The organism is Aequorivita sp. IT1183, from assembly GCF_058068265.1.
The window spans coordinates 78,456-93,425 of sequence record NZ_JBYRHS010000002.1; the positions used below are offsets into that span (position 1 = coordinate 78,456).

Annotated in this window: 13 protein-coding genes; 1 reads left to right on the forward strand and 12 read right to left on the reverse strand. The window is 36.9% G+C overall.

Annotation, left to right across the window (positions count from 1 at the left end; all coding sequences use genetic code 11):
* Positions 1–12: 12 nt before the first annotated feature.
* The 12 genes from AC3RVF_RS03215 to cysQ form a co-directional block, all read right to left on the reverse strand.
* Entirely contained in the window at positions 13–780 is a 768-nt protein-coding gene (locus tag AC3RVF_RS03215; protein ID WP_489692742.1) for a phytanoyl-CoA dioxygenase family protein, read from the reverse strand.
* Between the two features lie 5 nt (positions 781–785).
* Positions 786–1,448 carry a NeuD/PglB/VioB family sugar acetyltransferase gene (locus AC3RVF_RS03220; RefSeq protein ID WP_489692743.1) on the reverse strand — a complete coding sequence of 221 codons (663 nt, stop codon included), beginning with the start codon at positions 1,446–1,448 and terminating at the stop codon, positions 786–788.
* Positions 1,449–1,450: 2 nt separating this feature from the next.
* Positions 1,451–2,533 (reverse strand): DegT/DnrJ/EryC1/StrS family aminotransferase, encoded by a 1,083-nt coding sequence (locus tag AC3RVF_RS03225; RefSeq protein ID WP_489692744.1) that lies wholly within the window; start codon positions 2,531–2,533, stop codon positions 1,451–1,453.
* Entirely contained in the window at positions 2,530–3,978 is a 1,449-nt protein-coding gene (locus AC3RVF_RS03230; RefSeq protein ID WP_489692745.1) for a lipopolysaccharide biosynthesis protein, read from the reverse strand. The genes AC3RVF_RS03225 and AC3RVF_RS03230 overlap by 4 nt, the downstream gene beginning before the upstream one ends.
* On the reverse strand, positions 3,969–4,838 hold the full coding sequence (gene rfbA, locus AC3RVF_RS03235; protein ID WP_489692746.1) for a glucose-1-phosphate thymidylyltransferase RfbA: 870 nt from the start codon (positions 4,836–4,838) through the stop codon (positions 3,969–3,971). Before rfbA ends, AC3RVF_RS03230 begins: the two co-directional genes overlap by 10 nt.
* 6 nt (positions 4,839–4,844) lie before the next feature.
* Entirely contained in the window at positions 4,845–5,897 is a 1,053-nt protein-coding gene (gene rfbB / locus AC3RVF_RS03240) for a dTDP-glucose 4,6-dehydratase (RefSeq protein WP_489692747.1), read from the reverse strand.
* A 117-nt stretch (positions 5,898–6,014) separates the two neighbouring features.
* Positions 6,015–7,421 carry a nucleotide sugar dehydrogenase gene (locus AC3RVF_RS03245; protein WP_489692748.1) on the reverse strand — a complete coding sequence of 469 codons (1,407 nt, stop codon included), beginning with the start codon at positions 7,419–7,421 and terminating at the stop codon, positions 6,015–6,017.
* A gap of 67 nt (positions 7,422–7,488) precedes the next feature.
* The gene (locus AC3RVF_RS03250) at positions 7,489–8,487 is read right to left on the reverse strand and encodes an SDR family oxidoreductase (protein WP_489692749.1); all 999 of its coding nucleotides are present in this window, start codon (positions 8,485–8,487) and stop codon (positions 7,489–7,491) included.
* Positions 8,488–8,736: 249 nt separating this feature from the next.
* Positions 8,737–10,116: a nucleotide sugar dehydrogenase gene (locus AC3RVF_RS03255; protein WP_489692750.1), complete on the reverse strand. Its 1,380-nt coding sequence runs from the start codon at positions 10,114–10,116 to the stop codon at positions 8,737–8,739.
* An 853-nt stretch (positions 10,117–10,969) separates the two neighbouring features.
* Positions 10,970–11,620, reverse strand: a complete 651-nt coding sequence (locus AC3RVF_RS03260) for a hypothetical protein (RefSeq protein ID WP_489692751.1) — start codon at positions 11,618–11,620, stop codon at positions 10,970–10,972.
* 1,153 nt (positions 11,621–12,773) lie between these two features.
* Positions 12,774–13,136, reverse strand: coding sequence for an endonuclease domain-containing protein (locus AC3RVF_RS03265; RefSeq protein WP_489692752.1), 363 nt, complete (start codon positions 13,134–13,136; stop codon positions 12,774–12,776).
* 142 nt (positions 13,137–13,278) lie between these two features.
* Positions 13,279–14,067, reverse strand: a complete 789-nt coding sequence (gene cysQ, locus AC3RVF_RS03270; protein WP_489692753.1) for a 3'(2'),5'-bisphosphate nucleotidase CysQ — start codon at positions 14,065–14,067, stop codon at positions 13,279–13,281.
* A gap of 396 nt (positions 14,068–14,463) precedes the next feature.
* Between cysQ and AC3RVF_RS03275 the strand changes: the two genes are divergently transcribed.
* On the forward strand, positions 14,464–14,955 hold the full coding sequence (locus AC3RVF_RS03275; RefSeq protein ID WP_489692754.1) for a Dps family protein: 492 nt from the start codon (positions 14,464–14,466) through the stop codon (positions 14,953–14,955).
* Positions 14,956–14,970 lie beyond the last annotated feature (15 nt).

The following is a 14,970-nucleotide window of genomic DNA, read 5'->3' on the forward strand; positions in this document are numbered from 1 at the left end:
ATAGGAGATTATTTATGACTTATACATTAATTTCTCGATAGGAGAATACCATTCATCTAAATTAGAAGGAACTCTAGAATCGTAACCTAATAGCCTTCTAGTATTATCATCAAAATCATTATATTTTTCATAGCCAATCGCTCGTGGATAATCTATAAGTTGTTTGTAATAAGGAAGAGAAAAAGTAATCGGCAATGCTCTTCGAACCTTTTTAGTAGTATTTATACCAGATGCATGGAAAAGATTTGAATTCCAAATAATAATATCTCCCGCTTTCCCTGTAGCATGAATTGAATCTTCTTCAAACAATTCATTCGATGGTTTTTCATTTTTTAAATGAGAACCGGGCAGCAATAAGGTAGCTCCATTTTCTTTGGTAAAATCATCGAGCATTACCAACATGTTCAATAAAATAGGTATGTCATTTGAAAATCCTCGAATATCACGATGTACTTTTTTATGAAATACTTTGTCTTCTCCTGGGATGTTACTCAATGCGGAGCATGAATTTAATATGCATTTTTCGTGGAAGTAATTTTTCTCAATCCAATCTATTATTCCTTTACTCATTAAATGTTGTAAAAAATCGAATAAAATTTGATTGCCCAATAAGGCATTCATTGCAATTCCTTCCGAACTGATTGGATTTCCGTTAGTCTTTCTGAGTTCTTCATGTTTTTTAAAAATAGTAGGAAGAGCCTGGTTAACTTTAGATAACCATTCAGTATTAATGTTCATATCAAGTTTACAATACCCTTCATTCTTTAGTTTTTCTTTCATAGTTATTATTTTAAAAATTTTTCACCCGCTATTCTTTTCCTTATAATTTTCGCTGGATTACCATAGATAAGAACATTACTAGGCACATCCTTTGTGACCAACGATGCCGCTCCAACCACTACATTATCCCCAATGTACAATCTATCAAAAACTGTAGCATTTAATGTTATTGCCGAAAATTTTCCTATTGTAACTCTTCCTCCTAAAATAGCTCCTGCAGAAATACTTGCAAAATCACCAATATTACAATCATGTTCCACGTTGCAATTAGTATAATAGTTAGAAAAATCTCCCAGTTTTGCATTTGTATTTATAATCACTCCGGCCATTGCTAATATGCCTTTGCCAAATGTTACATCTTTCCCCACAATTACAGAAGGGTGAATTGCATTTGGCCATTTCATCTTGGGCATTAATTTAGACAATTCTTCATAAATCAGCTTCCTACTCCAATTATCACCAATAGTAATAACACAGCCCTTAAATTTGTATTCCTTTGTGAGCTCTACTATGTTTTCTTGTCTTCCAATAATTTTATATCCATAGACAACCTCGCCAATCTTTTTATTACTATCAATGATGCCCACTATACGATGTTGATTTTGCTTCTCAATAATATCGATCGAATATGAGAGTTGTGTTCCTCCGCCAACAAGTGCTATTTCCATGATTAAAGTATTATTTCTTTTAAAATTATCTTACAAATTGTTTCTACATCCTTCATTGAAAGATCAAAATAAAGTGGCAAACATAATATTCTTTTCGCTATATCATCTGTTACTGCAAAGCTTTGTTTTTCTATATATGGAATACTACTAGCCAATGAGGGATAAAAATAACGTCTAGCTTGAATGTTACTTTTATTTAAGTTTTCAAGTAGTTTTATTAAATAACTTTCACTTTCTAACAAGATAGGATAATAAGCATAATTTATGCTTGCTTTTGAATGCCAAATAGGTTTTTTAACTTTACTGTTTTTTAGCATACTATCATAGAACTCTGTTAATTGTTTTCTTTTTTGATGTATTTGACTAATATAGTTTAAATTTAACAAACCCATTGCTGCATGAAATTCAGAATTCTTTCCATTTGTTCCTAATATATTAAAAGCTTCAGGACCGGAAAATCCAAAATTACGCATAGATTCCAATTTTTTATAATCCTGTGGATTTTTGGCAAAAATTAATCCTCCTTCAATACTATGGTATAATTTGGTTGCATGAAGACTACAAATACTAATATCTCCAAACTCAAAAATAGATTTCCCATTAAGTTCTACCCCAAAAGCATGCGCAGCATCATATATTACTTTTAGCTCATATTTATCGGCAATTTCTTGTATTTTTTTTACGTCGCAAGGATTCCCATAAACGTGAGTTGCCAAAATTGCTTTGGTCTTTGGTGTTATACTTGCTTCTATTTTATTAGCATCAATATTTAAGCTTTTTGAGTCAATATCTACAAAAATTGGAGTACAACCTTCCCATACTATCGAACTTGTTGTAGCTATAAATGAAAATGGTGTGGTAATAATTTCCCCTGATAAATCTAATGCTTTTATGGCCATTTGTAAAGCTACGGTACCATTCGTTACAAATAATGCATTATCTATATTTAAATGCTGTTGAAGTTTTTCTTCTAACTCATTTGCTAAAGGTCCCATATTAGTAAGCCAATGGTTTTCCCAAATCTTACTCAGTAAAATTTGATACTCTATTTTAGGCGGTAAAAATGGTTTTGTTACAGGAATCATTTATTTATTGTATTTAATTTTTCCTTAATAATTAGTTTCATATAAATGTAAGTATTAAAATTTGTTAATTCACAGAACGCAAGAATAAACAATACTGCAAAACTAATTTGGCTCAATAAAGTGACAATTGAGTTAAAGCTTGTGAAAACATCAATTAAATAGGTTCCAACCCCCATAAAAACTGCTAACAATAAAGACGGAAGTATATCTTTAAGTTGTTCTCTAGTAGAATATCCTATAAACTTACCACTCCAATAGCTATTGAGGAAATAAAAAATAAATGAGTTAATCACCATCCCAATTAGCATTATCTTAATGCCCCATACTACACCTATTATCACAATAAATATTGTAGGGATTTTTTTAATTATTTGCAACCGTAGGATAAGTCCCGTACGTCCTTGAACCTTTAACATATTTAAATTTAATGCATGTAATGGGTACAACATCCCCTCAAAAACTAATAATTGTAAATAAACAATAGACTGCGCCCATTTTTCGCCCAATAGTGTTAAAATTAGTGGCTCTGCAGTTGCGCCAAGACCAACCATTAATATGAACGTTATAAACATTGTACTTCGTATAATTTTTTGATAGATTTCTTTTAGTTTGGGTATATCATCCTGTACTTCGGATAAGACGGGAAAAGTTACTCTTTGAATTATTCCGTTAATATTTTCCGAAGGTAATTTTTTAAATTGATCTGCTCTTGTGTAAAAACCTAATTGAGAGGCAGAATAATATTTACCAATGGCGATTAGATAAATATTATTAAAAATTGTATTAAGTAGTCCACTTAAAAGAAGTTTAAAGCCAAATCCAAATAATTCTTTAAATGAAGTCATACTAAAAGTTAATATTGGAATCCATCTATTCCAAAACCATAATAGTAAAGAATTTATACTTCGACCAATAATCTGTTTAGCTACTAAACTCCATACACCCCAATTATAGTAAGCTAAAATAATTGCGATTACCCCACTTGTAATATCCGCAATTACAGAAATTTTTGTCTGCAGTTTAAAATCAATACGTTTTATTACAAGAGTTTGTTGGATAATCGTTACAGCATCAATAATCAACACTATAGAAAACACCTTAACAATATCTTTTAGTTGAGGCTCTTCAAAAAATTCTGCAATGAAGGGAGCTGAAAAAAAAAGCATTAAGGTTAAAAAAATACCCGAAGCTAGATTAAAAAAAAAAACTGTTGAATAATCAGTATCTGTACATTTTTTTTTACGTATTAATGCTTGATTAAAGCCAGAATTAATTAGAGATGTAGAAATTGTAATAAATACTACAATCATACCTATTAATCCAAACTCTTCAGGCAATAATAATCTTGCTAATACAATCCCTATAATAAAATTTATACCCTGTTTAGTGAAATTTTCGATAAAACTCCAAATCAGTCCACTGATTGTTTTTTGTTTTAAAGACATATTTTCTTTAAATAGCTAAAATATTCTCCTTTTTTACCCTCTATTTGTTTTTGAATTGTATGACTATCTAACCAATTTTTACGCCACGCGATTTCTTCAAGACAAGAGATTTTTAGTCCTTGTCTTTTTTCAATGGCATGAACAAATTGAGTAGCTTCACTTAATGCTTGGTGGGTTCCAGTATCTAGCCAGGCATAACCTCTACCTAACAATTCAATAGTTAAATTTTCATGTTTTAGGTAGACTTGATTTATCGAGGTGATTTCAAGTTCACCACGACGAGAGGGTTGGACGTTTTTAGCAATATTAATCACCGTATTTGGGTAGAAATAAAGCCCTACCACTGCAAAATTAGATTTTGGCTGTGTTGGTTTCTCTTCAATGGAAATCACATTCATATTCTTGTCAAATTCTGCCACTCCATAGCGTTCTGGATCAGCAACATAATATCCAAAAACGGTTGCTTTCTGCTCTTTTATAGTAGTTACAACTGCCTTTTCTAAAAGTTTTGGAAAGCCTTGCCCATAAAACAAATTATCGCCTAAAACTAAACACACGTCGTCATCTCCAATAAATTTTTCTCCAATAATAAATGCTTGTGCCAACCCATCGGGGTTTGTTTGCTTTTCATAATTTAAACGGATGCCAAATTGACTACCATCACCTAATAGTTTTTGAAATAATGGCAAATCTTGTGGTGTCGAAATTATTAAAATGTCTTGTATATTAGCCAACATCAATGTTGATAATGGATAATAAATCATAGGTTTGTCATGTACGGGTAATAACTGCTTGGATATGACTTGTGTTAGTGGATGTAGACGGGTGCCCGAACCACCAGCTAATATAATTCCTTTCATATTTCTTTATTTATACTGCTCTTTATAATACTCTTGATAGGCTCCGCTAGTCAAATTGTCCATCCATTCTTTATTATCTAAAAACCAATCAATAGTTTTTGATAAACCTTCTTCAAACGTAACACTGGGTTTCCAGCCAAGCTCTTTATTAATTTTCGATGCATCAATAGCATAGCGTAAATCGTGACCTGGACGATCTTTTACATATGTAATTAGCTTCTTACTTTCGCCAACAGGCCTATCAAGCTTTTCATCCATTTGCGTGCATAATAGCTTTACTAAATCGATATTCTTCCACTCATTAAAACCACCAATATTATAGGTTTCCTTGTTCTTTCCTTTATGAAGAATCAAATCAATTGCAATGGCGTGATCTATTACGTATAACCAGTCTCTTGTATAATTACCATCTCCATATACTGGTAGAGGCTTGCTTTGAATGATATTATTTATAAATAAAGGTATCAGTTTTTCAGGAAATTGATTTGGCCCATAGTTATTGGAGCAATTGGAAATCACGAAAGGTAACCCATAGGTCTCCCCATAGGCTCTTACGAAATGATCTGAGCTTGCTTTTGACGCGGAATATGGAGAATTAGGGTCGTAGGAGGTCGTTTCTTTAAACAAACCATCCCTTCCTAAGGAACCATAGACTTCATCAGTACTAACATGATAAAAGAGTTTTCCTGTATAATCTTTCTCCCAGATTCTCTTTGATGCCTGCAAAAGATTTAAGGTGCCCATTATATTTGTTCTGGCAAAAGCCAATGGATCAGTAATAGAACGATCCACATGCGATTCTGCAGCCAGATGAATTACCTTCTCAAAATTGTATTTATCAAATACCTCATCAATAGCATCTGCATCTACGATATTAGCTTTAATAAAATCATAGTTTTCTTTATCTTCAATATCTCTTAGATTTTCTAGATTACCGGCATAGGTTAAACCATCTAAATTAAATATCTGGTAATTAGGATATTTATTCACTAAAAGACGCACTACATGGGATCCAATAAATCCAGCGCCTCCTGTTATTAAAATATTTTTCATTTTCATTTTATCTTATAATTAATCACAAAGGTAAATTGTAATAAATAAGCCATAAACTTGATAAACACAATATTATCATCATCGTTTATTTTCATTTATATTTATAATAAATATTATTCTTTCTTACAATTTTACTGGCGATTCTCCTATTGAAAAGTACCCGAATCCAATTTTTTCCAAAATTTCTTTTTCCAAAAGCTTACGTCCGTCAAAGATGAAAGCCGGTTTAATCACCGAATCATATATTTTTTGCCAATTGTATTCTACAAACTCATCCCATTCAGTTAAAATGGCTATTGCATGTGCGTCTTCGCAAGCCTGATAAGGCTCCTTGACGACTTTAAGCAATCTTCTATTCTCTTCTGGACTTCGTGTATTCAAATAATCTAAATCGGCGTAGACTCTTTCTTCACTCACTTTAGGATCATATACTGTTATTTCTGCCTCTTCATTTAGCAAAGCGTCTGCAACATAAATAGCAGCAGATTCACGGGTATCATTAGTATCCTTTTTAAAGGCCCATCCGAAGAAGGTGATTTTTTTTCCAGAAACTGTATTATAAAGTTTTGAGACAATATTTTCGGCAAAACGATTTTTTTGGTGATCGTTCATTATGATAACCTGCTCCCAATAATCCGCAACTATATGTAAACCATAAGATTTTGCAATATATACCAAGTTCAGAATATCCTTTTGAAAGCAAGAGCCTCCAAAACCTACCGAAGCTTGTAAGAATTTGGGACCAATTCGGCTATCCATCCCAATTGCTCTACTAACTTCACTTACATCTGCACCAGTTACCTCACACAGCTCTGAAATAGCATTAATTGAAGATACACGTTGGGCGAGAAAAGCATTGGCTACTAATTTTGACAATTCTGAGGACCAAACATTTGTGGTGACTATTCTCTCTTTGGGTATCCACGAAGCGTAAATATTCACTAAAGCATCAATTGCTTCCTGACCTTCCTCACTTTCTTCACCACCGATCAAAACGCGATCGGGATTTAACAAATCCTGTACAGCAGTACCTTCTGCCAAAAACTCTGGATTGGAAAGTATTTGAAATTTAACTCCGTTACCAGTATGGTCTAAAATATCTTTAATAGCCTGGGCGGTTCTAACAGGGAGCGTAGATTTCTCAACGACTATCTTATCACTAGTGGCAACTTTAGCAATCTGCCTAGCAGAAAGCTCGATGTACTTTAAATCAGCTGCCATTCCCTTCCCCTTACCATAAGTTTTGGTAGGAGTATTAACAGAAATAAAAATCATTTCCGCCTCATCAATCGCCTTCTCCACTTCTGTACTAAAAAACAGGTTTCTTCCTCTAGCCTCTAATACTACTTCTTTTAAGCCAGGTTCATAAATTGGGAGGTTATTTAAATCCTCATCATTCCAAGCAGCTATACGGGTCTCATTAATATCAACGACTGTGACTTTAATATCTGGGTTTTTTAGGGCTAATACAGCCATTGTGGGGCCTCCTACATATCCAGCGCCAATGCAACAAATGTTTTTAATCTTCATTTATAAATAGATATGAGATATTAGACTTCAGATGTTAGACAAATCAATTCTCCAGTATTATTTTATATTATTGCAAATTCGCCCAATACCATAGCACCGCTTCTTTAATTCCTGCATCAATTGCGTGAATTGGTTTATAATTCAATAATCTTTCAGCTTTTTCCACAGATGCCAGCGAATGCGGTATATCACCCTTACGATTTGGCCCGTGGATAATTTCCACATCATTAATTTCGGGGTCAAATATACTTAAATGTTTTTTGAGAAGCTCGGTAAGCTGCACCAAAGTTGTTCTTTCACCTACTGCTGTATTATAAACTTGGTTAAGCGCATCTTCATTTTCTGTAGTGATAGACAAAAGATTCATTTGTACTACATTGTCTATGTAGGTGAAATCACGGGAATAGCTACCATCGCCATTAATTAGCGGGCTTTCACGAGCCATAAACTGTTTTACAAAGAGCGGAATAACCGCAGCATAAGTGCTATTAGAATCTTGGCGTCTGCCAAAGACATTGAAATATCTGAGCCCGATAGTGTCTAAATCGTAGGTTGTATGAAAAATAGTAGCATACAACTCATTTACATATTTTGTGATAGCATAAGGGGACAGAGGTTTTCCTATAACATCCTCGACCTTAGGCAATGCTTCGCTATCGCCGTACGTAGAGCTACTGGCGGCATATACAAAACGTTTTACTCCTGCATCGCGAGCTGCGACGAGCATATTTAGAAATCCGCCGACGTTTACATCGTTAGAGGTTATAGGATCATTGATAGAACGCGGCACTGAGCCTAAAGCTGCTTCGTGTAAAATATAGTCTTGTCCTTTGCAAGCGGTGTGACAGGTTTCTAGGTTGCGGATATCACCTTCAATTAACGTGAAGTTTGTGTTGGATAAGAAAGGGGCTATATTGCGGCGATGGCCTGTGGCGAAGTTGTCTAGGCAAGTTACGTTTGCGCCTATTTTTAAAAGTGCTTCAACCAGATTGCTTCCAATAAATCCTGCACCTCCGGTTACCAAGACTTTTTTGTTCTTTAATATGCTAAATTGATCTAAGTTCATTTTTTAGATTTGAGATGAGTGATGTGACAAAATTCCCAATGTTCGATTTTCAATACTTTTTTTTTCTTTGTCCTGTTTAGAGAATTACCCCTTCCGTCAGCTGAATATGAAATTTAGCTTTTAATCAACCTTTCTCCCAGCTGCCACCTTCCCCTGAAAAAGGGGAAGGAGCACGTTGTCAACTTAGATTAGGTCTATACCGAGCTTAATAACTTGCCGAATCCCGAATCCCGAATCACGAATCCCGAATCACAATTTCGCTGTAGGATTCTCTAAAACTCCCTTCACGTCATAAACAACCGAGTTCTCTTTTCTAAACGGCTCTAAATCCATCTTTAAAAATTCATTATGTGATACCCCTAAAACGATGCCGTCAAATTTGCTTTTCTCAAGAGTTCTTGTGGTTTCTATTTTATACTCGTGCATAACTTCTTCTGGTTTTGCCCAGGGGTCGAAGGTGGTTACTTTAACCCCATAATCTTCTAGAGCGCTTATAACATCTACGATTCCGGTATTGCGAACATCGGGGCAGTTTTCTTTGAAGGTGATGCCTAGCATTAGTACTTCGGCGCCACCGATAGCAATGCCTTTTTTAATCATACACTTTACTACTTGAGAGGCTACATACTCACCCATAGAATCGTTCAGCCTTCTTCCAGCCAAAATAATCTCTGGATGATACCCTCGTTCTTGGGCTTTTTGTGCTAAATAATATGGATCTACACCTATGCAATGCCCGCCAACTAAGCCGGGTTTAAATCGTAAGAAATTCCATTTGGTACCTGCTGCTTTTAATACTTCATGAGTATCGATTTCTAATAGATTAAAGATTTTTGCAAGCTCGTTTACGAAAGCGATGTTTATATCGCGTTGTGAATTCTCGATTACCTTAGCTGCTTCTGCCACCTTGATACTCGGTGCCAAATAAGTACCTGCCGTAATTATAGATGCATAAAGTTCGTTAATAGCTTTAGCTGACTCTGGAGTAGAACCAGCAGTAATTTTTAATATTTTATCTACGGTATGCTCTTTATCGCCTGGATTAATACGTTCTGGGGAATAACCAACAAAGAAGTCTTCATTAAATTTAAGTCCGCTAATTTTTTCTAAAACAGGAACACACTCTTCTTCAGTAACACCCGGATAAACGGTAGATTCATAAATTACTGTGTCTCCTTTTTTAAGCACCTTACCTACAGTTTCACTGGCAGCGTATATGGGAGTAAGAACAGGACGGTTATTTTTATCTACTGGAGTGGGAACGGTAACTATATAATAATTACAACGTTGGATATCTGCAAGATCTGTACTGCAGAAAAGTCCGTTCTTTATAGATTGACTATGATTATCAACCCCGTTTACGTTCAAGGTATGCGCAATCAAAGTGTTTGCCTTTAATAATACATTTTGAAGCACTTCATCTTCCACTTCAAGGGTGCTATCGTGACCATTTTGCAACTGCTCTACTCTTTTTTTATTTATATCGAAACCCACAACTGGGTATTTAGTGGCGAAAAGTCGTGCTAATGGTAGGCCAACATAGCCTAGACCGATGATTGCGATTTTTATCGATTGTTCTTTTTCAGCTAGTTTAGGCGAAGATTCTGAGGTCTTTTTCGAAACTTCCATAAAATTGTTTAGGTGTGTTGTATTATGTTAGTAATCATTACAAAAGATGTGCATAGGGACGAAAATAGCAGTGCTTATTTTAAGGAGACAAAGATAAAAATAGATTTGTGTTTTGGAAGGGTTATTTTGGGAAATGTAGGGGTTAGACGTTAGATGTGAGATTTGAGATGTGAGACGTGAGATGTGAGAGGTGAGACTTGGGACGTAGGACGGTAAGACATAGGACGTAGGACCAATGGGAAACAGGACATTGGTGAGACGGTTGATTTGTTAATTTGTGATTCGTTAATTTGTTAATTTGGGATTCGGGATTTGGGATTTGGGATTATGCCTAGTGTAGACAGGTTCGGCTGATTAAGGGGGTTCGACTGCTCTTCGGCTCCGCTTAGGACGGGCTGCTTACAATTACAATTTGCTTGCATTGAACATTTTGCTACACAAGGGGGTTCGACTGCCCTTCGGCTCCGCTCAGGACAGGCTGCTCACCCTGACACAGCGGCCCGCTCAGGACGGGCTACTCACCCTGATAAAGGGACTGCGCTCAGGGCAGGCTACTCATCCTGACATTTTTTGTTAAATTGGGGATTATTCCTTTGAAGTTGGGGGCTACTCCCCCCTTTGAAGGGGGGCTGGGGGGGGATGTTAATGTTAGACGGGTGTCGGGTGTCGGGTGTCGGTTGAAATGGAGGTACGGAAGGTCAAGGGGGTTCGACTGCCCTTCGGCTCCGCTCAGGACAGGCTTTCGAATGTCTAATGGCTAATGTTTAATGAATAATGAATACAGACTAATGTTGAATGTTGAATGTTGAATGTTGAATGTTGAAGGTCTAATGTATAATGACTACCGTCTAACCTAGTACCAATCTGCGTGGTATCTTTCTTCGCCTAGGAAGAAAATTATTCCGACACTCACATTTACAAAACCTCCAGAGAGGCCTTTTTCACCGGCATTTAGGCTGGCACCATTATAGCCGTAGTGTTGTTTTATGTTGCCAAAATAGGTTAGGTCGCCCATTAGCGCCATTTCGTTGCTTATTTTAATTTCTCCTGTGAAACCGGCAAGAATATTACCAATATGGTCTGTTCCAGTAGCACCAGTAGGGTTCGATAAGGTTACCCCGAGTCCGGTATGGAATAGTAGTCCGAATTGCTCCCTAATATGGAAATCTACATTTAGAAGTCTACCAACATTTACTACTCCTTCTAATCCAACTCTATTAAAGCTTACCCCCATATCCTTACTATCTGGATCTGCGAAGCGATTGAAACCATAGTGACCTTTTATACCAACTTTTTTTGAGAACATGTATCGGCCTGATAATTGAAATTGCTTAAAAGCAATATATTGACTACGTGCTATATCATCACCAGGTGCAAGTGGGACGTGAAGACCTGTGGAAATAGAGACAGAAAAGCGGTTATAATCCTTTCCTTGTGCCGAGATAGTGGCACTAAATAATAGAAATACTGTTACAAGAACCAGTGTAATTTTTAATGATTTCATAGAATCAATTTAGGTTAAATTCGCAATAATGCAGCAGTAATTTTTGATGGGGCACATTAAAAATCACTCTAATCAATAGATGAGGGAACCTATTTGATTAGATGAGCAATATAAAATATTATTTTCTATAACGTTAAAAAAATAAAATTTATTTGACAAAAGTACAGATTTTAACGTTTTTGTGCAATATTATATAATTTTTACTTGAAAGTGGTTTTTTTTGTTTTTAACTTTCTGGGGGGTTGGTAGGCGGTTGTTGGTTGTTGGTTGTTGGTTGTTGGTTGTCGGTTGAATTGAAATCATGACTAAGGAAGACTGGTTGGGATTACCAAGGGGGTTCGACTGCCCTTCGGCTCCGCTCAGGACAGGCTGCTCACCCTGACATTGGGGGACTGCCCTTCGGCTCCGCTCAGGACAGGCTGCTCACCCTGACATTGTCTGTTGAATTAGGAATTATAAACGAAACACCTCCCCGCCGCGGCAGGTTGGGGAACTTTTTTTATGTGAGACATAGGACGGTAGGACGTAAGATGTAGGACCAAATGGAAACACGACTCACGACTTAAGGGAATCACGAAATTGAAAACGAAAACGAAATCGAAATCGAAAGAACTCCCCGCCGCGGCAAGTTGGGGGCTTCTCCCCGTTGGGGTTGGGGGACTTTTTGTTGTGAGATTTGAGACCCTCCTGCGGCGGGCGGGCGTGAGATGTGAGACGTGAGATTCAGAAATTAGGACCAAATGGAAACACGACTCACCACTTAAGGGAACCACGAAATTGAAAACGAAGTCGAAACAGCTCGCCGCCGCGGCAGGTTGGGAATTTTGGGGGCTACCCCCCTCCCGAAGTAAATTCGGGACAGGCTCTTTGAAGGGGGGTTGGGGGGGATGTTTTTGGGCAACTAACCCTTTGTCTGCCTTTGGCATCCACATCCCTTTTGGAAATTGCAACTAACCCTCCGTCCGCTGCGGCGGACACCTCCCTTTTGAAAAAGTGCAAGAAACCCTCCGTCCGCTACGGCGGACACCTCCCTTTTGAAAAAGTGCAAGAAACCCTCCGTCCGCTACGGCGGACACCTCCCTTTTGAAAAAGTGCAAGAAACCCTCCGTCCGCTACGGCGGACACCTCCCTTTCAAAAAGGGAGGAGCTTTATTTAATGTTTGAAACTTTCTTTAATCTCTAATAGTACCGATGGTAAAAGATCAAAAACCATCTTGTTTTCAAAGCGTAGAACTTTGTAGCCTAATGTATTCAGTCTAGCGGTTCTGGCGGCATCATACTCTAGGGATTCAGGATTGAAATGTCCTTGTCCGTCTAGTTCAATTATTAGTTTTTCCGAAGCGCAGTAAAAATCGACGATAAAATTCTCGATACTATGCTGCCGCGTGAAGCGCCTACCTTCATACTGCCTTGATTTTAGTTTGGACCATAAAAATGCCTCTGAGGGAGTAAGGTTTGCACGAAGTTCTTTTCGGAAAGTTTTTAAGTGTTTTAGGGTATGGATTTGTTTTTTCATGAGGGTTAGTTATGAAAAGTGTTGGATAAATTTAATAAAAAAAAATCCTTTGTCCGCTGTGGGCGGATGGCTTGATTTTGGAAAGGTGCAAAAAACCCTCCGTCCGCTGCGGCGGACACCTCCCTTTCAAAAAGGGAGGAGCTTATTTTGCAATGAAATAATTATTTAGCAAATTAACTTTGTTGTATTGCATTGCTTTACCGGTCGTTAGATCTATTACCCCTACTCCAACGGCTTTGCAAATAGCATGGCCAGCAGCGGTGTCCCATTCCATAGTGGGGGCGAAACGGGGGTATATGTGTGCTAGGCCTTCAGCTAGCAGGCAAAATTTTAGGGAACTGCCTTTGGTGATTACTTGAACCTCTTTTTCTTTTTCCTTTTCTATTTCTGAAATGAAATTCTTCGTGGCTTCATTATGGTGTGAACGGCTGCCAACAATTTTTATGACTGATGTAGCTTTACTCGGACTTATCTCTTTAGCATTTGCGTAAATTTCTTCAATTGAAATATCTTCGGTAGCAATAATAATTTTCTTTGATGTTTTTCCATCTTCCGATGTGAAATACAACTCTTTTGAAACTGGCACGTAGATTATACCCAATACTGGTTTGCCATTTTCAACTAGTGCAATATTCACTGTGAATTCGCCATTTCGCTTTATAAACTCTTTGGTGCCGTCTAACGGATCTACAATCCAGCACTGGGTCCAGTTTTTCCTTATAGCATAATCGAGTTGGCGATTTTCTTCACTTATAATTGGAATATTGGTTGGTTTCAAAAAACCCATTATAATCTCATTCGCATTTTTATCTGCGATGGTTAGAGGAGAATTATCATCCTTTAATTCTACTTCAAAATTGGTCTCGTAGATTTTAAGAATTTCCTTTCCAGCGGATAGGGCGGCTTGGATTGCGGTGGATAGGTTATTCATTGTTTATTATCTATTGTTTATTATTTATTATTATTTATTGTTATTGTTTATTGTTAAATGGGGTTGCAGGTTGTAGGTTGCGTTTTCATAGGCACTTCGACTGCGCTCAGTGTGACATTGTTGTTGGGTTGTGGGTTGTGGGTTTAAAATGGGCAAAAAACCCTCCGTCCGCTGCGGCGGACACCTCCCTTTCAAAAAGGGAGGAGCTAATACGAATGTACTTATTTATTTTATAATAGTAGCCAAAGTTTAATGCGACGCTATCCCCCCCCCTTTGAAGGGGGGGCAGGGGGGGGGATGTTTCTGCGAAGTTAAATAAAGGCTAAACACTCTTGAAAAATTGATGGACACAATGACGTTGGTTATCTTTGATGTAACCTTAAAAAACTATATAAAATGGGATATTTGAATCTAGATAAAAAGAAAACTACTGCAACTGCAAAAGAACTTAATGTGCTATTGGCAGATTATCATTTATACTACCAAAAACTTCGCAACTTCCATTGGAATGTTGTTGGCCATAACTTTTTCGACTTACATATTAAGTTTGAAGATATGTATGAAGATGCAAAAATGAAAGTAGACGAAATAGCAGAACGCATTTTGACGCTTCGTTTTCAACCTACCAGTAATCTTACTGAATATTTGAAAATGAGTAATATTAAAGAATCTTCTTCAGATACTAAAGACCTAGAAATGGTTAGAATTTTGCTAGAGGATCACGGGAAATTACTAAAACAAATGCGCGCCGTAATTGAAAAAGCTGATGACGCAGGTGATGAAGGCACAATCGATTTGATTGGTGGCTTTATTGGTTATATTGAAAAAGTAAGTTGGATGCTTGATGCTTGGACAATGAAGAGTGGAGAGAATTATACGGAAGCTTGATTTAGTCGGGAGACG